Source organism: Thalassospira sp. MCCC 1A02491, from assembly GCF_001613785.1.
GTDB classification, from domain to species: domain Bacteria; phylum Pseudomonadota; class Alphaproteobacteria; order Rhodospirillales; family Thalassospiraceae; genus Thalassospira; species Thalassospira povalilytica.
Window position 1 is genome coordinate 128,780 of record NZ_LPVX01000032.1, and the last position, 23,454, is coordinate 152,233.

Genomic DNA, 23,454 nt, shown 5'->3' on the forward strand with positions numbered 1-23,454 from the left:
CATGGCCGATACCGCATTCATCAATTTTCGCGAAAACGCCCCCCGTATGGGACGTGCTGCCGTGCTGGAGCAACTTCTGCCCCAACTGACCGGCATCAACCTGCCCGACTTTGTCGCTCAGGAACTCGACGCGACCGAAGAATTGATCGAAGCACTGGGCCTGGCCTGGGAAACCGGAAGCAAGGGATAAGACGATGGAAAAATTTACCAAGCTCACCGGTGTTGCTGCACCGCTGCCGATGATCAATGTCGATACCGACATGATCATCCCCAAACAGTTCCTTAAAACCATCAAACGTTCTGGCCTTGGCAAGAACCTGTTTGATGAAATGCGCTACGACGACAATGGCAACGAGATCCCCGATTTCGTTCTGAACAAACCGGCCTATCGCAATGCACAGATCCTCGTATCTGGCGACAATTTCGGCTGTGGTTCGTCGCGTGAACACGCGCCTTGGTCGCTGCTTGATTTCGGCATTCGTTGCGTGATCGCACCGAGCTTTGCCGACATTTTCTATAACAACTGCTTCAAGAACGGCATCCTTCCGATCCGTCTGCCGCAGGAAGATGTCGACAAGCTGATGGCCGATGCCGAACGCGGTGCCAATGCCACCGTCACCGTTGATCTGGAAAATCAGGAAATCACCGGTCCGGATGGCGGCTGCATCAAGTTCGAAGTCGAAGAATTCCGCAAGCATTGCCTGCTGAACGGTCTTGATGACATCGGTCTGACCTTGCAGAAATCCGATGCCATCAACGCATTCGAAGCCAAGCGCGCTGCGTCGCAGCCCTGGTTGTCGCTCTAATTCAAAAAGGGGTGGCGAACGGTTTCGTTTGCCGCCCCTTTTCTATCGCTACGGGGTGAGCGGCCCCGAAAATATCTGGGAAGGATTCTTTTATGACCACCACCAAAAAAGTATTGATGCTGCCGGGCGACGGAATTGGTCCCGAAGTCATGCGTCAGGTCCAGCGTGTCATGGACTGGATGGCGAAAAAGCGCAATGTGAACTTCGAAATCACCGAAGGCCTGATTGGCGGTGCGTCGATCGATGCACATAACAACCCGCTGACCGACGAAACCCTTGCCGATGCAATGGCAGCGGACGCGGTTCTGCTTGGTGCTGTTGGTGGTCCGAAATGGGACGATCTTCCGTTTGATATCAAACCGGAACGCGGTCTTCTGAAAATCCGCAAGGAAATGGGCCTGTTTGCCAACCTGCGTCCGGCACTGGTGTTTGACGCCCTTGTTGGTGCATCGACCCTGAAAGAAGAAGTCGTCAAGGGTCTCGATATCATGATCCTGCGCGAACTGACCGGCGGCATCTATTTTGGCCAGCCGCGCGGCATCGAAGAACGCGACGGTGTTCGCACCGGTTTCAACACCCTTGTCTATTCCGAACCGGAAGTCGAACGCATTGCGCGCGTTGCTTTTGACATGGCCATGAAACGTGACAAGCGTCTGTGCTCGGTCGACAAGGCCAACGTTCTGGAATCCACCGTTCTGTGGCGCGAAGTTGTTGAACGCGTTGCCAAGGACTTCCCGGAAGTCGAAGTCAGCCACATGTATGTCGATAACGCATCCATGCAGTTGGTTCGTAACCCGAAACAGTTCGACGTGATGGTCACCACCAACATGTTTGGCGACATTCTGTCGGATTGCGCTGCCATGCTGACCGGGTCGCTCGGCATGCTGCCGTCCGCATCGCTTGGTGCGGCCGACGCTGACGGCAAACGCAAAGCACTTTATGAGCCGGTACACGGTTCCGCACCGGACATCGCCGGTCAGGACATCGCCAACCCGCTGGCAACCATTCTGTCCTTTGCCATGATGCTGCGTTATTCGTTCGACATGGGCGACGATGCAACCCTGATCGAAAATGCGGTTCAGAACGTCCTTAAGGGCGGCCTTCGCACCGGCGACATCATGCAGCCGGGCATGGCAAAAGTTTCGACCACCGTCATGGGTGAGTCGCTGATCAACGAACTCGACAAACTTGTCTGATCCTTCGTTCTGATCACAAATTCAAAAGGCCGGGTTTATTGCCCGGCCTTTTTGCTATTCGGGTCGATTTCAACGGCATTGCCGACGACCGTCTCAAACAGCGCAAGCTTGTCGGGATTGCGATGCACGAACAGATCCACAATCCGACCATCCTTTTCCGTTGCGCATAATGCGGTTTCAACCACGCCATCCACCATCATCAGAAGCCAGCATTCCCCGTCCAGCACCACATAGAATGCCCGTTCACGCGGGTTGCGTTTGCGCCAGACACCAACAAAGAACCGTGCAACATGATCCGGACCATAAAGCGGATTGGCAGTGGCCAGCGCCTTGCCACCGCCATCGGAATGCAAAATAACATCCGGGGCAAGCTGGGTCAGAAGCTGACCGACATCACCAAGACTAAGCGCCGTGACAAAGGCCTGCATGCGTGTCTGATCACATGGCTGCCCGGTGATTTCCGGTGTCGCATCGCGGTCATTTTCACGCTTCATTTTGCGCCGGGCCCGAAACAGGATCTGACGGGTATTGTTCGGGGTGCGTTCGATCACCGGGGCAATATCATCATGTGCCCAGTCAAACACCTCATACAGGACAAGTGCCACCCGTTCGACCGGCGCAAGACGTTCAAGCATCAAAAGATATGCCTGCCCCAAACCTTCCTGTTCGATCAGGTTGGTTTCGGCTTTGGGCGGTTCGGGCGGCATCCACGGTTCGGGCAACCAGTTACCGACATAGTTTTCGCGCTGGCGCCGGGCCGATTTCAGAACATCCAGACAAATATTGCTGCATACCCGGACCAGCCAGCCGGTTGCATCCTTGATCTCGGCGTGATCCTGCTTGCGCCATCTGAGCCACACGTCCTGCACCGCGTCTTCGGCGTCGGCATGACTGCCCAGCATCCGATAGGCCAGCGCCGTCAGACGTGCGCGATGCTGTTCAAAAATCGTATCTGACATCCTGTACCCATCAAACGGGTGAAGCGGCACGGGATTACCCCGTACCGCCTGATCGTGTTGCTTGCGTTGCTTCATCCTGCCCGATGGACCTTCCTGTTGCAAAGAGACGATATCATCTGTCTCCCGGACAACGGGCGCGGAAAGCCCGGTCATGCAAATTCGTGCTGGGCGATGCCAAGACGGTTCCAGGCATTCATGGTTGAAATCACGCAGGTCAGTTCCGAAATAGCATCGGCTTCAAAATGTGCCAAAAGCGCATGGTGGCTTTGCGCGATACGTTCCTGGCTTTCGATCCGGGTCAGGCATTCCGCCCAGTCAAGTGCGGCACGTTCGGCATCGTCAAATCCGTCTGCCGCGCGCCAGACCGGCAACATCGTCAGTTTGGCCGCATCGCCACCATGTTCGGCAAAACTTTTGGCATGCATGCGCAGGCAAAACGAACACTGATTGATCTGTGACACGCGGCATTCGATCAAATCACGCAGGACAGCTGGCACCTTGCCATTTTCAACAATGGCCGTGGCCAGACCATACATCGATTTGAACAGGGTCGGGCTGGTATCAGGGAATGAAAAACGGCTCATCATAGTTCTCCTTGCTCGGTAACGGGATCACGTCCCTTCTGCCCACAAGGACGAAACACAAACGGACCGCGTTACACGGCCCGTTTGTCTTTTTTTGTTTTTTCCGCGTTCACCCGGTAAACGCGCCTGAAAAACCTAGGCCATGCCAAGCTTTTTCAATGCATCGGCCAGGGGCGCATGCATCACCCATTGCCAATCCTCCCCCGCCGACTGTTTGCCATCGGCCAGGGTAAAGATCGCCGCAAGATAGTCACTGACATCGGATTTGCAGACCGGCAGCCCCGCAGCCGTTGCGATTTTCCCGGCCAGTCGGCCATATTTCTTATGCCCGATCCGGCATCCGAAATGCCCGACCGTTTCAGCCAGCTTAAGACCGGTAATTTCGCGCCCCGGTGCCCGTGCGTGGGCGCGCAACATGTCCCGTTCGCAACTCGACAGTTCGATCGCACCCAGTGCCTTAACGTAATCTTCCACCTGCCCGATATGCGGGGCCCGGCTTGTTAGCGATGTCTCGCTGCCCTGATGATCAGTGTCATCCCAGTTCATCACTTTCAGCATGTCGTTTCCTCCCGACAAAAGACCGGTTGATCGCTTTTTCACATCTGTCGTGCCGGTCGATCACGCGATGTGTCTTGGAACCCTTAAACAAGTCAGGGCGGGAAACCATCGTTCCCCGCCCTGTATCCTCAGGCATAGTCAAAGCCCGGCTTGGTAAAGACAAACTGGCCAACCCGCATGCCGCCACCGCCTTCTGATTCGTCAAAGGCATTGATGCAGCCCGCCAGATAGAATTCCCACATTCTGCGGAATTCCTCGTCATATTTGACCGGGTCAAGTTCATCACGCACTGCCCGGAACCGGTCACGCCAGGCCCGCAATGTCCGGGCATAGTTGCGCCCGGCATGGAAATGCGATGCCTCGACCATCAGATTGGCGTGCTCGGCGGCTTCGATCACTTCATGAACCGCCGGAATATAGCCGCCCGGAAAGATATATTTGTCGATCCAGGGGGATGTAAATTCGGCACGCGGCTTGATGATGGTGTGAATGACGGCCCGCCCACCGGCCTTAAGCAGTTGGCCAACCTTTTCAAAATAGGTTTTGAACTGATGGCGGCCGACATGTTCGAACATGCCCACCGATACCACCCGGTCATATTTTCCGGCATTGGCATCGGCAAAGACCCGGTAATCAAGCAAATGATAATCCAGTCCTCTTTTGGCATTGTCGCCCATCTCGGCCCGCTTTTGCTGCGCCCAGTTATATTGTTCGGTCGACAATGTGATACCGTGGACCTCGGCCCCGGTTTCGCGGCGGATAAACCGGCTCAACCCGCCCCAGCCGCAACCGATATCGACCACCCGCAACCCCGGCTCGTTGATCTTGAGCCGCTGGGTGGTCAGGCTCATTTTGCGGTGTTGCGCTTCTTCAAGGGTTTGCGCCCCGTCATCCCAGAAGGCACATGAATACTGCATCTCCGGATCAAGGAAGCGGGTATAAAGATCATTGCCGATATCATAGTGATGGCGGACGCGTTTTGATGCTGCCTTGACGGTGGTAAACTGGGCAATCTGGAATTTGAGCGCCTGCAACTTTTCGATAAAGGTGCCAAAGCCGCTCGACGAATGTCCGCCTTCGAAATTAAGGCGCAACACGCGGATCAGATCTTCCATTTCACCGCTGACAAGGTCAAAGCCGCCATGCATATAGGCTTCGCCAAATCCCGGATCGGGACTAAGCGCCATTTTAAGGGTGTTGGTCCAGTCGGGCACGGTCATGCCCGCACGCGGTTCCGAACCATCACCCAGAACGATTTCATGTTTTTCATCCACGCGGAAAACCAGCGTTCCGCGCGTTACATGTTCCCGAAAGAAATCGAGAACCTTTTTCTGTGTCCAATCCAAACTCATCGGGTACGTCATCGGCCGTCCTTTTTGCAAAAGTCGGAAAACTGATCGCCCCATATGCAGCAATGCCGCATATCTGCATCTAACCCTTTGTCAGGATCGTTTTATCTTGCCATTTGGAAGGTCGTCAGATGGTGGCAGCGGTTTCGCGATGCGATCCGAGCCGAAAGCAGAAATCAACCAAGCAGGATGCGAAACGATTCTGATTTCGGGTTCGACACATGAACCCCGTATACGATTTTGCCAGATTTTTCTGCGATCTCAAGTAGTAATCATAGGTGGAATGACAAGGATGCGCTTGCGCAATTGTCGTGAAAGCCTTACATCTCGCGCCAGATTATCAGACATTATCCACAGGCATGTGCCTGCGCCGTCCGAACCGCCATGCGGCTTATTGCCTGCGTTGGCCCGGGTCCGGCCTCCATGCCGACCAGACTGAAAAGAGGCACCTGATGGGCTATAAAATCGCCGTTGTCGGCGCGACCGGAAATGTCGGGCGCGAAATGCTCAACACTCTTGCCGAACGCAAATTTCCCGCCGATGAAGTCTTTGCACTGGCTTCCTCGAAATCAATCGGTCGTACCGTCTCCTATGGCGAAGACGATGATCTGAGCGTGTCGGACGCGGCCAATTTCGATTTCTCGCGCGTTGATATTGCCCTGTTCTCGGCCGGCGGGGAAACCGCCAAGAAACTGGCCCCCAAGGCTGCCGAGGCCGGCTGTGTTGTTATCGACAATTCCAGCTATTGGCGCATGGAACCGGGCGTTCCGCTGATCGTGCCCGAAGTCAATGGCGATGCCCTTGCCGGTTACGCCAAAAAGAACATCATCGCCAACCCGAACTGCTCGACCATTCAGATGGTGCTGGCCCTTAAGCCGCTTCATGACATGGCATCGATCAAGCGTATCGTGGTTGCGACCTATCAGTCGGTATCCGGTGCCGGTCGTGCCGCCATGGACGAGCTGTTCAACCAGACGCGCGGCATCTATGTGAATGATCCTCCGCAAAAGGAAGAATTCACCAAACAGATCGCCTTTAACGTCATCCCGCATATCGACAGCTTCATGGATGATGGCGCGACCCGTGAAGAATGGAAAATGACGGTCGAAACCCGCAAGATCCTGGATCCGGAAATTGCCGTTCACGCAACCTGTGTGCGTGTTCCGGTCTTTGTCGGTCACGGCGAAGCGGTCAATATCGAGTTCGAAAAGCCGATCACCGTCGAAGATGCCCGCAAGGCAATGAAAGATTTCCCGGGTGTGTCGGTTGTCGATTACCGCCAGGACGAAGGCTATGTCACCCCGCAGGAAGTCCAGGGCGAGGACAATGTCTTTGTCTCGCGCGTGCGCAAGGATCCGACGGTCGAAAACGGCCTGTCGCTGTGGTGTGTCGGCGATAACCTGCGCAAGGGTGCGGCCCTGAACGCGGTTCAGATTGCCGAAAAACTGGTTGCGGATTTCCTGCCCAAGAAATAAGGAAAACCAACAGCTTCCTTTGCAAAACCCGCCCTTTTTGGGGCGGGTTTTGTCGTTGATAGACGCATGGACGCTGGTAACAATTCCAAAAAGACGGTAGGGAAAAAGACAAGACTTCAGCGATAAAAGCGTTCATCACCCAGTTGGCGCATGATGAACAAGAAGATATGTCGGGGGGAATCGGATGGTCAAAAGAACGCGCAAGGAAGCAGCCCGTCTGGATGAAGCAGCCCGCGCGGGCTGGCTTTACTATTGTGCCGGGAATACCCAGGACGAAATCGCCCAGAAGCTTGGCGTTTCACGTCCGACCGCCCAACGTCTGGTCTCGGCCGCCGTCAGCGAAGGACTCGTCAAAGTCCGCCTTGATCACCCCATCACCCATTGCATGGAACTGGGCAAGGCGATCTGCGAAAAATACGGTCTGGCCAATTGCGATGTCGTGCCCACCGACCCCTCCGCCCCCGAGGCAATGTTTGGCATGGCACAGGCCGCCGCAACCTATCTTGAGCGCGCCTTGCAGTCTTCTGATCCCAAAATCATCGCCCTTGGCACCGGGCGTGCCATGCGCGCCATGGTCGATGAAATCGGCCGCATTGACGGCAGTCACCACAAGATCGTCTCGCTGGTCGGCACCATCGCCCATGACGGGGCGGCAAGTTTTTATGATGCGGTCACCGATCTGGCCGACCGCACACGCGCCCCGCATTATCCGTTGCCGATCCCGGTGATCATCGAAGATCCGAAAATGCGCGAACGCATGCAAAAGCAACCGCCGATGGACAATATCCTGAAGCTCGCCCGCGAAGCCGATATCCGCTTTATCGGTGTCGGGCATCTGGGCGATGACGCACCGCTTCATATTGACGGATTTATCACCAGGGATGAACTGACATCCCTGCGTCAAAGTGGTGCGATCGGCGAAGTGATCAGCTGGTCCTTTGACGAAGACGGCAATATCCTTGATCACCCGGTCAATCATTGCGTCACCAGCGCCCCGGCGGTTCAGCCGGCCACCAATACCATCGCCGTCGCCAAAGGGGCCAAAAAGGTCGCAGCGATTCGCGGAGCCATGCGCGGAAAACTGATTTCGACCCTGATCACCGACGAAGCCACCGCCGAAGCTTTGCTGCGCTAGCACCGCGCGCCAGGCTGCGACAATATAACGCATAGCCACCCTGTCAGGCCGCCTGACAGGGTTTTGTTTTGTGCGCCGCAAAAACGAATTCGTTTGACAATATGCCGCGAAATTGAGTGAATGCTCATTACCTGAACAAATGATCAAGACGGACAGCCAAAGTTGTCCAACGGGTAGACAGTCCTTTTGGGAGGAAATATGAAACGCGTAATGGGAGCAGCGCTGTGCGCGCTGTTGGCAGGCGGTATCGCACACGCCAATGCCGAAACGAAACTGACCATCGCAACCGTGAACAACGGTGACATGATCCGCATGCAGAAGCTGACGGATGATTTCACCTCCAAGAACCCGGACATCACGCTTGAGTGGGTAACCCTCGAAGAAAACACCCTGCGTCAGCGCGTCACCACTGATATCGCCACCAAGGGCGGTCAGTATGACGTCATGACCATTGGCACCTACGAAGTGCCGATCTGGGCCGAAAAGGGCTGGCTCGCACCGCTCGACAATCTGGGTGCCGACTATGATGTCGATGACATCATGCCCGCCATCCGTTCGGCCGTTTCCAAGGATGACGCGCTTTATGCTGCACCGTTCTACGGTGAAAGCTCGATGATGATGTACCGCAAGGACCTGTTCGATGCGGCCGGCATCAAAATCGATGGTCGCCTGACCTGGGATCAGACCCTTGAGATCGCCAAAAAACTCCACAAGCCTGATGAAGGTGTCTATGGCATCTGCCTGCGCGGCAAGGCCGGCTGGGGTGAAAACATGGCGCTGATCACCACCATGGGCAATGCCTATGGCGCGCGTCTGTTTGATGAAAAATGGAACCCGACCTTTGACAGTGCCGAGTGGAAAACAGCACTGGACATGTATACCAACATCCTTGGTAACTATGGTCCTCCGGGTGCAACGTCGAACGGCTTTAACGAAAACCTGTCGCTGTTCAACTCGGGCAAATGCGGCATGTGGATCGATGCAACCGTTGCTGCATCCTTCGTGACCAACCCCAAAGAATCCAAAGTTGCAGACAAGGTCGGCTTCACCGAAGCACCGTGCGCTGCGACCTGCACCGGAGCCAACTGGCTCTGGGCATGGAACCTTGGCATCCCGATGGGTTCCCAGAAAGTCGAAGCCGCCCAGAAATTCATCGCTTGGGCGACCTCGAAAAACTATCTCGAACTGGTAGCGTCGAAAGAAGGCTGGGCAAACGTACCGCCGGGCACCCGCATGTCGCTTTATCAGAACCCGAAATACCTCGAAGCCGCACCGTTTGCTGACGAGACCCTTCTTGCCATCGACAGTGCAGACCCGATCAATTCGACCATGAAACCGAAACCCTATGTTGGTGTCCAGTTCGCTGCGATCCCGGAATTCCAGGGTATCGGCACCACGGTCGGTCAGCAGTTCTCCGCAGCTCTTGCCGGTCAGATGTCTGTCGATCAGGCCCTTTCGGCCGCACAGTCAAGCACCGACCGCACCATGCGCAAGGCTGGGTACTACTGATACACCACAGGCCGGAAGTCATCTCATCGCACATCTGAAATGATTTCTGGCCTGCGCCTCCTTGACCTGATGAACTTGGGGCGGTGGTTGCAAAACGCACCGCCCTCTTTCCATCCGGAAAAGGATCCGCAACATCAATCTCGGGGAGCACATCATGTCGACACGGGCCTCGACCCTGACCGGGCGTATCATGTCCGCACCGTCGATCATTGTCCTGTTCTTGTGGATGGCCGTCCCGCTGGGCATGACGATTTACTTCTCCTTCCTGCGCTACAACCTGTTGTCGCCGGGAATGGAAGAATGGATCGGCACACTTAATTACGAATTTTTCCTGACCGATCCGGCCTTTTTTGCATCACTGGCAAACACGCTTTTGCTGGTTGGATCTGTTTTGGTCATCACCGTTGTTGGCGGCGTCCTTTTGGGACTGATGCTTGATCAACCGATTTTCGGGCGCGGTATTTTGCGTCTTCTGGTGATTGCCCCCTTCTTTATTATGCCGACCGTGAATGCACTGGTCTGGAAAAACCTTTTGATGGACCCGGTTTCGGGGATGTTTGCGTGGATTGCCAGCCTGTTTGGCCTGCCCGCGATTGACTGGTTTACCAATGCGCCGCTGACCTCGATCATCATCATGGTGTCCTGGCAATGGTTGCCCTTTGCCGTTCTGATCCTGCTGACCGCACTTCAATCGCTGGACCGCGATCAGAAAGAAGCCGCCCAGATGGATGGCGCCGGTCCGGTTGCGATCTTTTTCTATATCACGCTTCCTCATCTCAGCCGTGCGATCACGGTGGTGGTGCTGATCGAAACCATCTTCCTGCTGACCGTCTTTGCCGAAATCTTTGTCACCACCGGTGGTGGCCCGGGTCTGGCAACGACCAATATCGCCTTCCTCGTCTATACCCAGGCGCTGTTGCAGTTCGATGTTGGTGGTGCATCTGCCGGCGGCATTGTCGCGGTCATTCTGGCCAATATCGTGGCGATCTTCCTGATCCGCCTTATCGGCAAAAACCTGGACAAATAAGGGGCGCGACATGGAAAACAAACAAACACCCCTTGGCTATATCAGTTTCTCGGTCTTTGCCTGGATCGTCGGTCTTCTGATCTTCTTCCCGATTTTCTGGATGGTTCTGACCAGCTTCAAGACCGAGCTCGAAGCCGTTTCGATCCCGCCCAGCTTCATCTCCTTTGACTGGACGCTTGAAAACTATGCCGAGGTCCAGGAACGGTCGAACTATTTCAAGTTCGCCATGAACTCGGTGATCCTTGCAGTCGGGTCAACACTGGTCGGGCTGGTCTTTGCCGTGACCTGTGCCTGGGCCATGGCCTTTAACCCGACCAAACGCACCAAGGATGCGCTTCTCTGGATGCTCTCGACCAAAATGATGCCGCCGGTCGGCGTGCTGGTGCCGATCTATCTGGTGTTCCGCGACTGGGGACTGCTTGATACGCGCTTTGGTCTGATCATGGTTCTGTTCCTGATGAACCTGCCGATCATGGTCTGGATGCTTTACACCTATTTCAAGGAAATCCCGACCGACATTCTCGAAGCCGCACGCATGGACGGCGCAACCCTGCCCAAGGAAATCATCTTTGTGCTGTTGCCCATGGCCGTGCCCGGCATTGCCTCGACCATGCTGCTCAATGTGATCCTGGCCTGGAACGAAGCGTTCTGGACGCTCAACCTCACCACGTCCGATGCCGCACCACTGACCGCTTTCATTGCCTCCTATTCCAGTCCCGAAGGGCTGTTCTGGGCAAAGCTTTCAGCTGCATCGACGCTCGCGGTGGCGCCCATTCTGGTCATTGGCTGGTTCTCTCAGAAACAGCTTGTTCGTGGTTTGACATTCGGCGCGGTCAAGTAACCGCAGGCCCAATCGAAATAGAGAAAGAAGGAACACCAAAATGGGTGCTATCCGACTGGAAAAAGTCAAGAAAAGCTTCGGAACGCTGGATGTTATTCCCGGTGTCGATCTTGATATCAATGATGGTGAATTCGTGGTCTTTGTCGGTCCGTCGGGCTGCGGGAAATCAACCCTGCTGCGTCTGATTGCCGGTCTCGAAGATGTCACCGATGGCAAAATCCTGATTGACGGCACCGACGTTGCCAACGAAGCCCCGGCCAAACGCGGCCTGTCGATGGTCTTTCAGTCCTATGCGCTGTATCCGCATATGACGGTCTATAACAACATTGCCTTTGGCCTGAAAATGGCGGGCGAAAGCAAGGATGTTATTGATCAGAAAGTCCAGTCCGCGGCCAAAATCCTCAACCTGACCGATTACCTTGACCGTCGCCCCGGCGCACTTTCTGGCGGGCAGCGTCAGCGTGTTGCCATCGGACGTGCGATCGTGCGCAACCCGGCGGCCTTCCTGTTTGACGAACCGCTTTCAAACCTTGATGCGGCCCTTCGCGTCAATATGCGTCTTGAAATCACCGGTCTTCATCAGGAACTCAAAACCACGATGATCTATGTGACCCATGATCAGGTCGAAGCCATGACCATGGCCGACAAGATCGTGGTTCTTCAGGCCGGCCGTGTCGAACAGGTCGGCAAGCCGATGGAACTTTATAACAGCCCGGCCAACAAATTTGTCGCCGGTTTCATCGGCTCACCGAAAATGAACTTCCTGGGCGGGGAGCTTGCAGCAAAACATAACTGCCATGAAATTGGCATCCGTCCCGAACATCTGACGGTCAGCACTGATCGCGGCGATATCGCCGCAACAGTCAAGATCGCCGAACATCTTGGGGCCGAGACATATCTTCATGTCGAAGCCGACGGCCTTGGCCCGATGACGGTCCGCGCCACCGGCGAAATGCCCCTTGGTGAACATGACAAAATCTTCCTGACACCTGAACAGGATCGCATCCACCGCTTTGACGCCCATGGTCTTGCGCTTGGACCTTCCTGATACGTGCACAATCCGGGCCGCACTGCCCCACACCAGCATTGCGGTCCCGCCTTACCAATCAAGCTAACTGTGAGTCCAAAATGTATCTTAAAAAGTTCGATCTTTCCGGGCGTCGTGCCTATGTCACCGGTGGCGGTCGCGCCATTGGTCTGTCCTGCTGCGAAGCACTGGCCGAAGCCGGTGCCCATGTTGTCATCGGCGATATCAGCGAAGCTGTCGCCGAAGAAGGCCGTGATTACCTGAAATCCAAAGGTTACACCGCCGATATCGACATCATGGATGTCACCAACACCGATCAGGTCCGCGCCAGTGCGGAAAAAATGGCCAAGCAGGGCGGGATCGACATTCTGGTCAACAATGCCGGGATTGCCCGGTCGGAAACCCCGGCCGAAACCGTTACTGACGAACATTGGCTGAATGTCATTGACGTCAATCTGAATGGTACTTTCTGGTGCTGCCGCGAATTTGGCAAACAGATGCTGGCAAAAAAGAACGGTGTGATCGTCAATGTCGGTTCCATGTCGGGCTTTATCGTCAACAAGCCCCAGGAACAGGCCTATTACAACGCATCCAAAGCAGCCGTTCATCACCTGACCAAGTCGCTGGCGGCGGAATGGGGCGGTCGTGGTGTGCGCGTCAATGCGGTCGCACCGACCTATATTGCGACCCCGCTGAATGAATTCGTCAAATCCAAGCCGGAAATGTATGACGCCTGGATCAATGGCACCCCGATGGCCCGCCTTGGCCTGACCGAGGAAATCGGATCGGTTGTGCTGTTCCTGGCCTCTGACGCATCCAGCCTGATGACCGGATCCATTGTTCTGGCTGATGGGGGTTACACCTGCTGGTAAGGCCAGGTGCAACTAATGGCTACAATGTCCTGAAGCTATTTGTAGCCAGGTCGGAACAATGGTGAAACGGGGCGCAGATGTGGGACCTGCGCCCCGTTTACCTGTTTTCTCCCCTGACCTTTCATAAGGTCGGAACACTGCCCAAATAACGTGAAAACGCATTGTCGCCCGCGATCTCGACCCCGTTTTCAAGACCAAGGAAGCTGGCCAGACGGCGCAATTCCGTCATCAATGGCCCGGCCACATCCCCCTGATTGCATCCGTCTTCCAGATGCGCACTTTGCACCAGAAGAACACCCTTTTTGCGCTCCGACTTCAAATCGACACGCGCAACAAATTCGCCATTCAACATGAATGGCAGAACGTAATAACCGTATTGGCGTTTTTCGGCCGGCACATAAATCTCGATCCGGTAGTTGAAGTCGAATATGCGTTCCACCCGGTCGCGTTCCCACATCACCGGATCAAACGGCACCATTAAACAGGTCGGCTTGGCGCGCGCACGCGGATTGACATGCGGGCACAAATACCCCGCCTGTTTCCATCCTTCGACATCAGCACACAGCAACCGCCCCTCTTCGACCAGCTTGATCAGGCACTCTTTCACATCGGCTGTCGGCAGACGGAAATATTTGCGCAAATCGGCCTCGGTCGCGATGCCCATCGCCGCAATCCCCTTGCAGATCAGGTCTGATTGCGCCTCGATCCTGATCGGTGCCGGGTCATGGGCCGCATCCCCGATGATCCGGTGCGGCAAATCATAAATCCGCTCGAAACTTGACCTTCGTTTTTGCGCCATGACCTGTCCGCTCCAGAACAGATATTCCATCGCGGTCTTGGTTTCCGACCACCCCCACCATTGGGAACTGCTGGCGCCTTTTGCCTCAAGATCACTGGAACCGACCGGGCCGTTGCGTTCGATATGATCAAGAATTCCTTGAATCAGTTCGGGCTTTTCACGCTGGATACGGGCAATACGCCCCCAGGTACCCACACCCTGTTTTGCGTCCTCCATCCGCCAGCGATACAGCGGATAATCCTCGACCGGGATCATCGATGCTTCATGGCCCCAATATTCGAACAATTTGCGTTCGCGCGATTTGCCCCAGACAATGTCATCAAGCATCGCCGGGTCATACGCGCCCAACCGGCTAAAGACCGGCATGTAATGGGCGCGGGTCAAAACATTGACACTATCGACCTGCAGCATATTGGTTTTGCGGATGGCCTTCATGATCCGGCGTTTGGTCACCGGCCGGTTGTCATCCTGTTCGAACCCCTGCCCGCACAGTGCAAGATTACGGGCCTGTTTAACCGAAATGGCAACGCTGGCAGTGGGCATTGGGGCAGTGTCAACTGGCATGATACAACATTCAAATTGGCAAATAAAAACAGGATGATGCTACGGTCATGTGCATGGGTCTGAACCCTAACATATTCTCCTGACAAATATGGCAGTAGCAACCAAAACGTAAATTATCCTGCCCCCTTTCGACACCACTTGACCACCCGAACCGCCGCACCCTAGCATTCAACATCCCCATACCGGGCACAACAAGATCGGACGGCATAAATGGATAGCGCACAAATCATGATCCTGACTGTCCTTGTCGGCACAGTTGCCCTGTTTTTATGGGGGCGCTGGCGCCATGACATGGTGGCCATGGCATCGCTTTTGATGTGTGTGGTGCTTGGGCTGGTCCCGACTGGCGAGGCCTTTAACGGTTTTGGCCATCCGGCGGTGATTACCGTGGCCTGTATCCTGATCCTGTCATCCGCCCTTCAGCAATCCGGCGCGGTTGATGCCCTGACCCGGACGGTATTGCCGCAATCGGCCGGGCCGTTTGTGACGCTTGCCGCACTCAGTCTTCTGGCCGCCATTCTGTCGGCCTTTATGAACAATGTCGGGGCGCTTGCGCTTTTGATGCCGGTTGCCCTTCAGATTGCCAACAAACAGGGCGTGCCACCGGGCAAGATTTTGATGCCGCTTGCTTTCGGCTCGATCCTGGGTGGCATGACCACCCTGATCGGGACGCCGCCAAACCTGATTGTTTCGGGCTTCCGTGCCGGTTTGAACGGCAGCGGATTTTCAATGTTTGATTACAGCCCGGTCGGCATTGCCATCGCCTTGGCCGGTTTGGCCTTTGTCATTCTTGTCGGGCGTTTCCTTGTTCCGACGCGCGAACGTGCCGGTGCCGAAGGATTTGAAACCGGCTCCTACCTGACCGAAGCCCGCATCACCGAAGGCAGCAAAGCCGCCGGCATGTTGCTCCGTGACATCAATGACGAGCTGGAAAAATCCGACGCCCAGGTCATCGGTCTGATCCGCAATGAAAAACGCATTCCGGCTCCGAACCCGTATCGGGAACTTCATGACAATGACATCCTTCTGATCGAAGCCGAACCCGAAGGCTTGGCAAGTGCCCTTTCCGGTCTTGAGCTGACCCTCGAAGCCGAATGGCGCAGCATTCAGGCCGAAGCCAAGGCCAAAGCTGCCGAGAAAGAGAAGGAGGAAAAAGACAAGGACAAGGATAAAGACGACGCTGGCGCAGATGCCAAGGAAGCCGCAACTGAAACGCTCACGGAAACGACCAAGGCACAAAATGCCCGAAAACCTGACGAAAAGGTAATCTCGACCGACGCAAAACCCGGCGATGAAAAATCACCCGACGCCGACCAAACGGCCGAGCTTCATAAAAAGGCCCTGCAATCGGATGACATTTCCCTGATCGAAGTCGTGATCCTGCCAAATGCCGCCTTTATCGGGCGGTCGGCGGCCGATATTCGCATCCGCAGCCATTATGGCATCAACCTGCTGGCAATTTCACGCCAGGGGCAACGCTCCATGTCGCGCTTGCGCACCATGAAAATGCAGGCCGGCGACGTTCTGCTGATGCAAGGATCGCCCGCCGCCATCAGCGAATTTGGCAATCGCATGGGCTGTGCGCCGCTGGCCGAACGTGCGCTTCATCTTGGCGACAAATCACAAGCCTTCAAGGCCAGCGCGATCATGGCCATTGCCATCGCCCTTGCGGCCTTTGGCATCGTGCCGGCTGCCATTTCCTTTGCGCTTGGTGTGTTGGCAAGTCTGCTGTTTGGCGTTGTTGCCCCGCGCACCCTGTATGACGCGGTCGACTGGCCGGTCGTGGTCCTGCTGGCGGCCCTGATCCCGGTTGCCACCGCGATGGAAACCACCGGCAGTGCCGATCTGATTGCACGCTTCCTGCTTGAAACCATCGCCCAGGGCAATGCCGTGATCGCCGTCGGGCTGATCCTGATCGTGACCATGACCCTATCGGATTTCATGAACAATGCTGCCACCGCAGCCGTCATGTGCCCGATCGCCATTGGCAGTGCTGCCCAACTCGATGCCAGCTCCGACCCGTTCCTGATGGCGGTCGCCATTGGCGCATCCTGCGCCTTCCTGACCCCGATCGGCCATCAAAACAACACCCTCATCCTCGGCCCCGGCGGCTTCCGCTTTGGCGACTACTGGAAACTCGGCCTGCCGATTGAAATCATCGTTGTCGCGGTTGGTGTGCCAATGCTGCTGTGGGTTTGGCCGTTGTGATCCGAGTCTGGATGGACTTCTCAAATGAAGAAAACAAAGAACGAGTCCGAATGCTGTGAAATTGTTGTACAACTTCTAGAAAAGAAGACTGGTTACAACCGGTCTGCGGAGACTATTCCCGATCTCGTTGACCGAAACAACAAAGCTGCTGACAGATATATAGAACTAGGCCCAACACGCTACCTAATCGAACACACGACAATACAGCCATATCCAGAATCTCGTAAAAGCGACGCCCAGTTTCAAAAATTCTGCGCACTATTCTCCGATAGGGGTTCACAAAGAATTTCGAATGAAATGTCGGCCGAACTCAATTTATCCTATGCGATACATACGATCCCGGACTCAAGAATTCACAACTTCTTCGAAGCAGTAATGAACTGGGTCGAAGTTACGTTACCTAAAAGCCCAAACCTTAACGAAGGTAGATTATTTGAAGTTTTCAAAACAAATATCGATCAAATAGATATCGATTTAGTTGTCCGCGCTCCTGAGATTTTCAGAGGTCAATTAAGACCGCAGAGGCAATCTCCAAGGAATCTTGAAGAACTAAGATTTTCGGTCATTGAAAATGCCCTAGCTAAAAAACTTTCAAAGTTTTCTCAAGAAAACTCGAAAACGGCACTGACAGTGCTTGTGTTTGAGTTTGATGACCTCGCCTTATCGGCTCATCCGAACATCATCAGCAAAATCGAGAAGCTCTGTACGAAATGTGAGAACATTCCTCACGAATTATTTTTGATCGATACGTATCAAAGCCCTTGGAAGATTTGGCACGTGATCGACAATCAGAAGATTAAACTAGATAGATATCAGAACCTTTAGTCCGCAAATACTAAGGGCAGCCAATGGCTGCCCTTAGTATTTTCAAAAAAATGTCGGTCAACTTAGCTATCAAAACCAAGGTTCGGCGCTTCAAGGCCGTTGGCACGGCAGGCCGAAATCAGGGTGTTGTTGAGCAGGCAGGCAATGGTCATCGGGCCGACACCGCCCGGAACCGGGGTGATGGCACCGGCGACTTTGGATGCGGTTTCAAACTCGACATCGCCAACCAGCTTCATTTTGCCCTCGGCCCCTTCAACACGGTTGATGCCGACATCAATCACGGTGGCACCCGGGGCGATCCAGTCGCCCTTGACCATGTTCGGGCGGCCTACCGCGGCAACGACGATATCGGCACGGCGGACTTCTTCGGGCAAATCACGGGTGCGCGAATGCGCGATGGTCACCGTGCAGCTTTCTTTCAGCAGAAGCTGCGCCATCGGCTTGCCAACGATGTTGGAACGGCCAACCACAACCGCCCGTTTGCCCGACAGATCACCAAGGGTATCCTTAAGCAGCATCAGGCAGCCATAAGGCGTGCAGGGGGCAAAACCCTCGCCGCCGGTGGCCAGTGCGCCGGCATTGACGACATGGAAGCCATCCACATCCTTGGCCGGGTCGATGGCCGCCAGGATCGCCTGTTCGTCGATATGTTTGGGAACTGGCAACTGGCACAGGATGCCATGAACGTTTTCATCGGCATTGAGCTTGGCGATCAGGGCCAAAAGATCTTCCTGACTGGTCTCGGCCGACAGTTTGTGTTCATAGGAATTCATGCCGCATTCAAGGGTCTGTTTGCCCTTGTTGCGGACATAGACCTGACTGGCCGGGTCTTCGCCAACCAGAATGACGGCAAGACCGGGGGTCACACCGTGGTCCGCTTTCAACTTGGAGACTTCTGCTGCGATGTCTTCGCGCAGTTTGGCTGCGAATGCCTTGCCATCGATGATTTTTGCGTCACTCATGTGTCTGTCCGCCCGTCAGTTCGGTAATTTGCGCCATCAGCTCTGTGGGGGTGCCGGAAATCACCAGCACCTTGTTGCGGTCTGTGTGTCCGCTAACGATCCCGACCGAGGATTTAGGCCATTTGGCCGCTTTTGCCAAAAGTTTTATCAGGGCCTGATTGGCTTTGCCGTTTTCCGGCACTGCTGTCACCGATGTCCTAAGCTGCAAACGCCCATTGGCATCTTCAATCAGACCGTTGATCGCATTACGCGAAGCCTTTGGCGTCAAACGCACAAACAGACGGATCCCGGTTTGATCAGAGAGTATCTCGCAAACGGGATCAGTCATTGTCTGATTGAGACATCTAGTAACCTAAAAGAGCCATCCGGACATCGGTCTGGATCAGCATATTGGCAAATTGCAGCACCAGAATCAGAATGATCGGCGAAATGTCGATGCCGCCAAGGTCCGGCATGATCCGCCGGATCGGGCGCAGGGCCGGTTCGGTCACGCGATACAGGAAATCACCGACCATATAGACGAATCGGTTGCTGGTATTGATCACGTTGAATGCCACAAGCCATGACAGGATTGCAGATGCAATCAGCATGAAAATGTAGATCCCAACCACAGTATCAATCAGCCAAAAAATCGCCAGCATCGCCGCTCCTTACGATCGCCGGGCATATTCGGTTTTTGCCCGGTAAGATGTTTGCACGCAGCAAAACCTAGTCGGCAATGACCGGCAACGCAAGCGCAGAGCGTTGATTTTACCCCGTCAAAGCGCAAGTTTTCATCGCTTTGTGATCCCCGTCACCCGACAGGTGGCTTCTATGCCGCTTTGCGTGCCGCAGTTGATTGTTTTGCACTGGATGATCTTCCACCTGATCGTGTTGCGCCCGATTGTGTTGCACCGGAATAAGTAGCACCGGATCAGGTTGGGATGCTGAAGCCTGAAACGCCGAAACCGCACATGCCGGAGCCTCGCATTCCGGGGCCCGGTATTGCGATGCCCCTGCCAGAAATTGTCAGGAGATGTCAGGGCACAGCCTATCTGTGCTTGCAGCAGGGCGGCCTTGGGCCAAGAATGCGCCAAACCATCAAAGGATGAAACACATGCCAGATCAGAATCACCGGCGTTGCGGCTGGGCGGAAACCCATCACGACAAACCGTTTTATGTCGATTATCACGACACCGAATGGGGTGTTCCGGTCCATGATGACCGGCTTTTCTTTGAAATGCTGATCCTTGAAGGCGCCCAGGCCGGGTTGAGCTGGCTTACGATTCTGGCAAGGCGCGATACCTATCGCGCGGCATTTGATGATTTCGATGTGCATAAGGTCGCGGCCTATGACGCGGCCAAGCAGGAAGCACTTCTGGCCGATCCGGGGATTATTAGGAATAAACTAAAAGTCGCGGCGACTATTAAAAATGCCCAAACATTCATGGCCATCCAGAAAGAGTTCGGAAGCTTTGATGCCTATATCTGGAAATTCGTCGATGGCCGCCCGGTGATAAATCACTGGAACACCATGTCCGAAGTTCCGGTATCAACCGAACTTTCCGACCGGATTTCAAAGGATCTGAAAAAACGCGGCATGAAATTTGTCGGCACAACGATCATCTATTCCTTCCTGCAGGCGACCGGCCTTGTGATGGATCACACGAAGGAATGTTACCGCTACCATCAGTTGGCAAAATAGCCATCTGTTCGGAACCGCCAAGGCCTGCTATAGGCTTGGTATGGCAACGGTAATGCATATCATCAACGAACTGGACGCTGGCGGGGCGGAACGTGTCCTGACCCGGATTGCGTGCCATAATGCCCGAAATTCCGATCCCGATGCCCCGCGCCAGATTGTCGTATCGCTGATGGATGAAGGTGTTTATGGCCCGGATTTGATAGAGGCCGGCGTTGAGCTGCATTGTCTTGGCATGACATCGGGCATACGCGATTTACCAGCGGCGATTTTCAGGCTGTCGCGCCTGATGCGACGCGAAAAGCCCGATGCCATCATGTCGTGGCTTTATCATTCCGATTTTATCGCCACCCTTGCTGCATTGCTGTCGGGACGTGGTACCAGACGGCTGGCCTGGAATATCCGTTGCGCGGAAATGGACCTTGCGCAATATGGGCGATCAACCCGGATCGTGCTTGGATTGCTGGCAAAATTATCGGGTCGCCCAGCAATCGTTGCCGCCAATTCACATGCCGGGCAGCGTCACCATATCAGTTGCGGATACCATCCCCGAAAATGGGCCTATCTGCCCAACGGGTTTGATACAGACGAATGGCATCCCGATCCGGGCGCGAAATACCGGCTGTGCAAACAGATCGGCATCACGCCGGACAAATATCTGATCGGGATGGTCGCCCGCAAAGATCCGGCAAAAGACCACGCCACCCTGTTTGAGGCCATCAGGCTTGTCCGCGCCCGGGGTCATGATGCCCATCTGGTCTTGATCGGTCACGAAACCGATGCGCTGATCATTCCCGACGAGCTTGACGGACATGTTTCAGCCCTTGGCCTGCGCCGTGATGTTGCTGCGCTGGTGCCGGGTTTTGATATTGCAGTCCTGTCATCAAGCTTTGGCGAAGGGTTCCCGAACGTGATCGGTGAAGCCATGGCATGCGGTGTCCCGGCAATTGGCAATGATGTCGGCGATGTTGCAGATATTCTGGGCGGCACAGGCAAGACGGTGCCGCTGCACGCCCCCGATAAACTGGCCAATGCCATCGTCGAATTGCTGACAGAGGATGTGGACAGCCGCAATTATCGCAAAACCGCGGCCCGCATGCGCATCATCGATCATTACAGCCTGCGGGCGATGAATGATCGCTATCTGGCACTTTGGGATGGGCTGGCTGGCAAGCGCGATCTGCCGGATTTCGATTTTACCGGTACCGACAGAAGCAAGTAGCCCGGTCATATCCCCTAATCCCGAAACAGGGTCAGAGCGGTTTGCTTGATCCGCGGAGCAGTAATGTGGTTTCGAGGGTGATGGTTTTGCCCGGGGTTTCCGACAGGGCCATTTCGGCGGCAAGGCGGCCTTTTTCAACGGAATCCTGATACATGGTGGTCAGGGGCGGGTCGGTGCGTTCGCCAGCAGCAATACCGTCAATTCCGATCACCTTGAGATCGTCCGGCACCTTGCGCCCAGACATGCGGGCGGCATCAATCGCGCCAATGGCAATCACATCAGACATGCCCAGTATGCCATCGATTTCGGGATGGGCTGCCAGCAATTCGGCGGTCATTTTCGCACTGTGATCGGACTGATTGTCGCATTCGACATGCAGTACATCGGACGGCGCAATGCCCGCACCAGCCAGTGCGGCGTGATAGCCGGCAAGACGTTCGCGCACCACCCGGTGACTGGCAGCACCGACACGGTTAGCATTCATGGGACCGAAATGATCATGGTCGGTTGCCTGAAGCGACAGAATGGCAAAGCGTTTTGCCCCGCAATCAAGCAAATGCTGCGCAGCATTTTTCCCGGCAGCAAAATCATCCAGTGCGACAGTGCCAGCGGCACCGGCAATATCGGTATCAATGCTGATCAGCGGCTGGTTGCGGCGCTGAATGGCGGCGATGATGTCGTTATTGTCGGAATAGCAATGGACCAGAAAGGCATCAACCGCCGCATTATTGACCGCGGCAATTGCCTGTTGCTGGTTCTGGGCCGAAATGATCATGACATTGACGCCCTGCTGGGCACATTCGCGCCCGATCCCGCGCAGCAATTCGATCGCCACCGGATCGGTAAAGGCATATTCGAGATTATCGGGAAATACCACGCCAAGTGCCCCGGCCTTGCCGGTGCGCAACATGCGCGCCATGACATGCGGCCCGCGATAGCCAAGTTCCTTGGCCGCGGCGAAAATCCGTTCGCGGACTTCGGGGCGGACCAGATCGGGTTTGCCAAACGCGTTGGACGCCGTTCCTTGCGAAACCCCGGCCGCCTTTGCGACATCCAGAAGTTTTACGCGTTTCGCCATGCGCCTGTTTCCCCGAACCCGTGTGTTTCACACTGATATTGATCTGATTTGCCTACACTATAGCCAAAAGCAGCGCATTACTTCCAGAACACATTATCGCGGTCTTGGACTATCTGGTTTCAGGTTGGGTATTGCGAAATGTCAGATTGATGCGCCCATTGACCTGACGGGCGGTTTTGGGAATTTGATGCAGCCAGCAATGCTGGGTTTCACCCGCCATGATCAGGGCCGAGTTATGGGGCAAATCGATGCTGATCCGGTCCCCGGTCTTTTTGTGGCGAAAATGAAAGCGGCGTTCTTCGCCAAAGGACAGGCTGGCGATTACCGGATTTTCGCCCAGAACATCTTCATCATCGGCATGCCATGACACACTGTCACGCCCGTCACGATAATAGTTCAAAAGCACCGTATTGAATGGCGCACCAGACAGGTCTTCGGCCAGTTTGCGCAGCGGCGCGACAACCGATGGAAACGGTGCGGCCGGGTGATAGACCCCGCTATAGCGATAGGCGACCTCGCCAAACCATGCCGTCAGACGCGGCACCGGGATTTCCTTGCCATGGATTTTGGCGATTTCCTGCTGCCAGACAATCCCGGTTTTAAGGCGGGCAAAGGCGCGGTCGGCATCATCGGGGGTCATGATTTCACGCAGCAGCAATACTTCGCCGTCAAAGGGCAGAAGATTACGTGGTGGTTCATTGGCAAACAGATCGCCGGTCATGATTATCCCCGGAAGTCACACTGCCAAAGACCTATGCCGAACGATTGAGAAACTCA

At 55.1% G+C, this 23,454-nt stretch carries 24 protein-coding genes; 14 read left to right on the forward strand and 10 right to left on the reverse strand.

The genetic code is table 11. From position 1 onward, the window contains the following. Position 1 precedes the first annotated feature (1 nt). The 3 genes from AUQ42_RS14735 to leuB all read left to right on the forward strand — a co-directional run bounded on the left by AUQ42_RS14735 (position 2) and on the right by leuB (position 2,002). Entirely contained in the window at positions 2-190 is a 189-nt protein-coding gene (locus AUQ42_RS14735) for a hypothetical protein (protein ID WP_068519852.1), read from the forward strand. Positions 191-194: 4 nt separating this feature from the next. Beyond that, the gene (gene leuD, locus AUQ42_RS14740) at positions 195-806 is read left to right on the forward strand and encodes a 3-isopropylmalate dehydratase small subunit (RefSeq protein WP_068519853.1); all 612 of its coding nucleotides are present in this window, start codon (positions 195-197) and stop codon (positions 804-806) included. 92 nt (positions 807-898) lie between these two features. Continuing rightward, the gene (gene leuB, locus AUQ42_RS14745; RefSeq protein WP_068519854.1) at positions 899-2,002 is read left to right on the forward strand and encodes a 3-isopropylmalate dehydrogenase; all 1,104 of its coding nucleotides are present in this window, start codon (positions 899-901) and stop codon (positions 2,000-2,002) included. 35 nt (positions 2,003-2,037) lie between these two features. On the opposite strand, the gene sigJ is transcribed toward leuB, so the two are convergent. The 4 genes from sigJ to AUQ42_RS14765 all read right to left on the reverse strand — a co-directional run bounded on the left by sigJ (position 2,038) and on the right by AUQ42_RS14765 (position 5,455). After that, the gene (gene sigJ, locus AUQ42_RS14750) at positions 2,038-2,961 is read right to left on the reverse strand and encodes an RNA polymerase sigma factor SigJ (protein ID WP_082817897.1); all 924 of its coding nucleotides are present in this window, start codon (positions 2,959-2,961) and stop codon (positions 2,038-2,040) included. 149 nt (positions 2,962-3,110) lie between these two features. After that, entirely contained in the window at positions 3,111-3,545 is a 435-nt protein-coding gene (locus AUQ42_RS14755; RefSeq protein ID WP_068519855.1) for a carboxymuconolactone decarboxylase family protein, read from the reverse strand. Between the two features lie 135 nt (positions 3,546-3,680). Next, positions 3,681-4,103, reverse strand: a complete 423-nt coding sequence (locus AUQ42_RS14760) for a hypothetical protein (protein ID WP_068519856.1) — start codon at positions 4,101-4,103, stop codon at positions 3,681-3,683. Between the two features lie 128 nt (positions 4,104-4,231). Beyond that, positions 4,232-5,455 (reverse strand): cyclopropane-fatty-acyl-phospholipid synthase family protein, encoded by a 1,224-nt coding sequence (locus tag AUQ42_RS14765; RefSeq protein ID WP_068519857.1) that lies wholly within the window; start codon positions 5,453-5,455, stop codon positions 4,232-4,234. Between the two features lie 449 nt (positions 5,456-5,904). On the opposite strand from AUQ42_RS14765, the gene AUQ42_RS14770 reads away from it, so the two are divergent. The 7 genes from AUQ42_RS14770 (at position 5,905) to AUQ42_RS14800 (ending at position 13,338) form a co-directional block, all read left to right on the forward strand. Next, positions 5,905-6,927: an aspartate-semialdehyde dehydrogenase gene (locus AUQ42_RS14770; protein WP_068519858.1), complete on the forward strand. Its 1,023-nt coding sequence runs from the start codon at positions 5,905-5,907 to the stop codon at positions 6,925-6,927. A 184-nt stretch (positions 6,928-7,111) separates the two neighbouring features. Then, the gene (locus tag AUQ42_RS14775) at positions 7,112-8,062 is read left to right on the forward strand and encodes a sugar-binding transcriptional regulator (protein WP_068519859.1); all 951 of its coding nucleotides are present in this window, start codon (positions 7,112-7,114) and stop codon (positions 8,060-8,062) included. 198 nt (positions 8,063-8,260) lie between these two features. Then, a complete protein-coding gene (locus AUQ42_RS14780) occupies positions 8,261-9,571 on the forward strand; it encodes a sugar ABC transporter substrate-binding protein (RefSeq protein ID WP_068519860.1) in 1,311 nt (436 codons plus the stop codon). Positions 9,572-9,725: 154 nt separating this feature from the next. Next, a complete protein-coding gene (locus AUQ42_RS14785; RefSeq protein ID WP_068519861.1) occupies positions 9,726-10,598 on the forward strand; it encodes a carbohydrate ABC transporter permease in 873 nt (290 codons plus the stop codon). A 10-nt stretch (positions 10,599-10,608) separates the two neighbouring features. Further along, on the forward strand, positions 10,609-11,439 hold the full coding sequence (locus tag AUQ42_RS14790) for a carbohydrate ABC transporter permease (protein ID WP_068519862.1): 831 nt from the start codon (positions 10,609-10,611) through the stop codon (positions 11,437-11,439). A gap of 40 nt (positions 11,440-11,479) precedes the next feature. After that, the gene (locus AUQ42_RS14795; protein WP_068519863.1) at positions 11,480-12,487 is read left to right on the forward strand and encodes an ABC transporter ATP-binding protein; all 1,008 of its coding nucleotides are present in this window, start codon (positions 11,480-11,482) and stop codon (positions 12,485-12,487) included. 80 nt (positions 12,488-12,567) lie between these two features. Further along, positions 12,568-13,338: an SDR family NAD(P)-dependent oxidoreductase gene (locus tag AUQ42_RS14800; protein ID WP_068519864.1), complete on the forward strand. Its 771-nt coding sequence runs from the start codon at positions 12,568-12,570 to the stop codon at positions 13,336-13,338. 121 nt (positions 13,339-13,459) lie between these two features. Here the strand turns inward: AUQ42_RS14800 and AUQ42_RS14805 are convergent, their stop codons facing one another. Next, positions 13,460-14,680 (reverse strand): winged helix-turn-helix domain-containing protein, encoded by a 1,221-nt coding sequence (locus AUQ42_RS14805; RefSeq protein WP_068519865.1) that lies wholly within the window; start codon positions 14,678-14,680, stop codon positions 13,460-13,462. Positions 14,681-14,911: 231 nt separating this feature from the next. On the opposite strand from AUQ42_RS14805, the gene AUQ42_RS14810 reads away from it, so the two are divergent. Together AUQ42_RS14810 and AUQ42_RS14815 are read left to right on the forward strand one after the other, a co-directional pair. Continuing rightward, positions 14,912-16,909, forward strand: coding sequence for an SLC13 family permease (locus AUQ42_RS14810; protein WP_068519866.1), 1,998 nt, complete (start codon positions 14,912-14,914; stop codon positions 16,907-16,909). A 24-nt stretch (positions 16,910-16,933) separates the two neighbouring features. Further along, positions 16,934-17,734: a hypothetical protein gene (locus AUQ42_RS14815; protein ID WP_068519867.1), complete on the forward strand. Its 801-nt coding sequence runs from the start codon at positions 16,934-16,936 to the stop codon at positions 17,732-17,734. A gap of 62 nt (positions 17,735-17,796) precedes the next feature. Here the strand turns inward: AUQ42_RS14815 and folD are convergent, their stop codons facing one another. The 3 genes from folD to AUQ42_RS14830 are packed head-to-tail and all read right to left on the reverse strand — an operon-like array spanning position 17,797 to position 19,337. After that, positions 17,797-18,696 carry a bifunctional methylenetetrahydrofolate dehydrogenase/methenyltetrahydrofolate cyclohydrolase FolD gene (gene folD / locus AUQ42_RS14820; protein WP_068519868.1) on the reverse strand — a complete coding sequence of 300 codons (900 nt, stop codon included), beginning with the start codon at positions 18,694-18,696 and terminating at the stop codon, positions 17,797-17,799. Then, a complete protein-coding gene (locus AUQ42_RS14825; RefSeq protein WP_068519869.1) occupies positions 18,689-19,024 on the reverse strand; it encodes a DUF167 family protein in 336 nt (111 codons plus the stop codon). The genes folD and AUQ42_RS14825 overlap by 8 nt, the downstream gene beginning before the upstream one ends. Before the next feature lie 16 nt (positions 19,025-19,040). Next, positions 19,041-19,337, reverse strand: a complete 297-nt coding sequence (locus tag AUQ42_RS14830) for a YggT family protein (RefSeq protein ID WP_068519870.1) — start codon at positions 19,335-19,337, stop codon at positions 19,041-19,043. A 455-nt stretch (positions 19,338-19,792) separates the two neighbouring features. Here AUQ42_RS14830 and AUQ42_RS14835 point away from each other — a divergent pair, with 455 nt between their 5' ends. Continuing rightward, positions 19,793-20,380 (forward strand): DNA-3-methyladenine glycosylase I, encoded by a 588-nt coding sequence (locus AUQ42_RS14835; RefSeq protein WP_068519871.1) that lies wholly within the window; start codon positions 19,793-19,795, stop codon positions 20,378-20,380. 52 nt (positions 20,381-20,432) lie between these two features. After that, positions 20,433-21,599 (forward strand): glycosyltransferase, encoded by a 1,167-nt coding sequence (locus AUQ42_RS14840; RefSeq protein ID WP_197460866.1) that lies wholly within the window; start codon positions 20,433-20,435, stop codon positions 21,597-21,599. A gap of 31 nt (positions 21,600-21,630) precedes the next feature. Here AUQ42_RS14840 and AUQ42_RS14845 read toward each other — a convergent pair whose 3' ends face one another. Together AUQ42_RS14845 and AUQ42_RS14850 are read right to left on the reverse strand one after the other, a co-directional pair. Further along, the gene (locus AUQ42_RS14845; protein WP_068519873.1) at positions 21,631-22,677 is read right to left on the reverse strand and encodes a LacI family DNA-binding transcriptional regulator; all 1,047 of its coding nucleotides are present in this window, start codon (positions 22,675-22,677) and stop codon (positions 21,631-21,633) included. A 109-nt stretch (positions 22,678-22,786) separates the two neighbouring features. Continuing rightward, positions 22,787-23,398 (reverse strand): alpha-ketoglutarate-dependent dioxygenase AlkB, encoded by a 612-nt coding sequence (locus tag AUQ42_RS14850; RefSeq protein ID WP_068519874.1) that lies wholly within the window; start codon positions 23,396-23,398, stop codon positions 22,787-22,789. Positions 23,399-23,454: the final 56 nt, after the last annotated feature.

Excerpts from the sequence above, each read along its gene's own strand:
- AUQ42_RS14805 (WP_068519865.1), bottom strand. The coding sequence starts at position 14,680 with ATGCCCACTGCCAGCGTTGCCATTTCGGTTAAACAGGCCCGTAATCTT.
- AUQ42_RS14785 (WP_068519861.1), top strand. The coding sequence starts at position 9,726 with ATGTCGACACGGGCCTCGACCCTGACCGGGCGTATCATGTCCGCACCG.
- AUQ42_RS14850 (WP_068519874.1), bottom strand. The coding sequence starts at position 23,398 with ATGACCGGCGATCTGTTTGCCAATGAACCACCACGTAATCTTCTGCCC.
- AUQ42_RS14810 (WP_068519866.1), top strand. The coding sequence starts at position 14,912 with ATGGATAGCGCACAAATCATGATCCTGACTGTCCTTGTCGGCACAGTT.
- AUQ42_RS14795 (WP_068519863.1), top strand. The coding sequence starts at position 11,480 with ATGGGTGCTATCCGACTGGAAAAAGTCAAGAAAAGCTTCGGAACGCTG.
- leuD (WP_068519853.1), top strand. The coding sequence starts at position 195 with ATGGAAAAATTTACCAAGCTCACCGGTGTTGCTGCACCGCTGCCGATG.
- leuB (WP_068519854.1), top strand. The coding sequence starts at position 899 with ATGACCACCACCAAAAAAGTATTGATGCTGCCGGGCGACGGAATTGGT.
- folD (WP_068519868.1), bottom strand. The coding sequence starts at position 18,696 with ATGAGTGACGCAAAAATCATCGATGGCAAGGCATTCGCAGCCAAACTG.
- AUQ42_RS14800 (WP_068519864.1), top strand. The coding sequence starts at position 12,568 with ATGTATCTTAAAAAGTTCGATCTTTCCGGGCGTCGTGCCTATGTCACC.
- AUQ42_RS14825 (WP_068519869.1), bottom strand. The coding sequence starts at position 19,024 with ATGACTGATCCCGTTTGCGAGATACTCTCTGATCAAACCGGGATCCGT.
- AUQ42_RS14765 (WP_068519857.1), bottom strand. The coding sequence starts at position 5,455 with ATGAGTTTGGATTGGACACAGAAAAAGGTTCTCGATTTCTTTCGGGAA.
- AUQ42_RS14755 (WP_068519855.1), bottom strand. The coding sequence starts at position 3,545 with ATGAGCCGTTTTTCATTCCCTGATACCAGCCCGACCCTGTTCAAATCG.
- AUQ42_RS14835 (WP_068519871.1), top strand. The coding sequence starts at position 19,793 with ATGCCAGATCAGAATCACCGGCGTTGCGGCTGGGCGGAAACCCATCAC.
- AUQ42_RS14790 (WP_068519862.1), top strand. The coding sequence starts at position 10,609 with ATGGAAAACAAACAAACACCCCTTGGCTATATCAGTTTCTCGGTCTTT.
- AUQ42_RS14845 (WP_068519873.1), bottom strand. The coding sequence starts at position 22,677 with ATGGCGAAACGCGTAAAACTTCTGGATGTCGCAAAGGCGGCCGGGGTT.
- AUQ42_RS14735 (WP_068519852.1), top strand. The coding sequence starts at position 2 with ATGGCCGATACCGCATTCATCAATTTTCGCGAAAACGCCCCCCGTATG.
- AUQ42_RS14770 (WP_068519858.1), top strand. The coding sequence starts at position 5,905 with ATGGGCTATAAAATCGCCGTTGTCGGCGCGACCGGAAATGTCGGGCGC.
- AUQ42_RS14760 (WP_068519856.1), bottom strand. The coding sequence starts at position 4,103 with ATGCTGAAAGTGATGAACTGGGATGACACTGATCATCAGGGCAGCGAG.
- AUQ42_RS14840 (WP_197460866.1), top strand. The coding sequence starts at position 20,433 with ATGCATATCATCAACGAACTGGACGCTGGCGGGGCGGAACGTGTCCTG.
- AUQ42_RS14830 (WP_068519870.1), bottom strand. The coding sequence starts at position 19,337 with ATGCTGGCGATTTTTTGGCTGATTGATACTGTGGTTGGGATCTACATT.
- AUQ42_RS14780 (WP_068519860.1), top strand. The coding sequence starts at position 8,261 with ATGAAACGCGTAATGGGAGCAGCGCTGTGCGCGCTGTTGGCAGGCGGT.
- AUQ42_RS14775 (WP_068519859.1), top strand. The coding sequence starts at position 7,112 with ATGGTCAAAAGAACGCGCAAGGAAGCAGCCCGTCTGGATGAAGCAGCC.
- sigJ (WP_082817897.1), bottom strand. The coding sequence starts at position 2,961 with ATGTCAGATACGATTTTTGAACAGCATCGCGCACGTCTGACGGCGCTG.
- AUQ42_RS14815 (WP_068519867.1), top strand. The coding sequence starts at position 16,934 with ATGAAGAAAACAAAGAACGAGTCCGAATGCTGTGAAATTGTTGTACAA.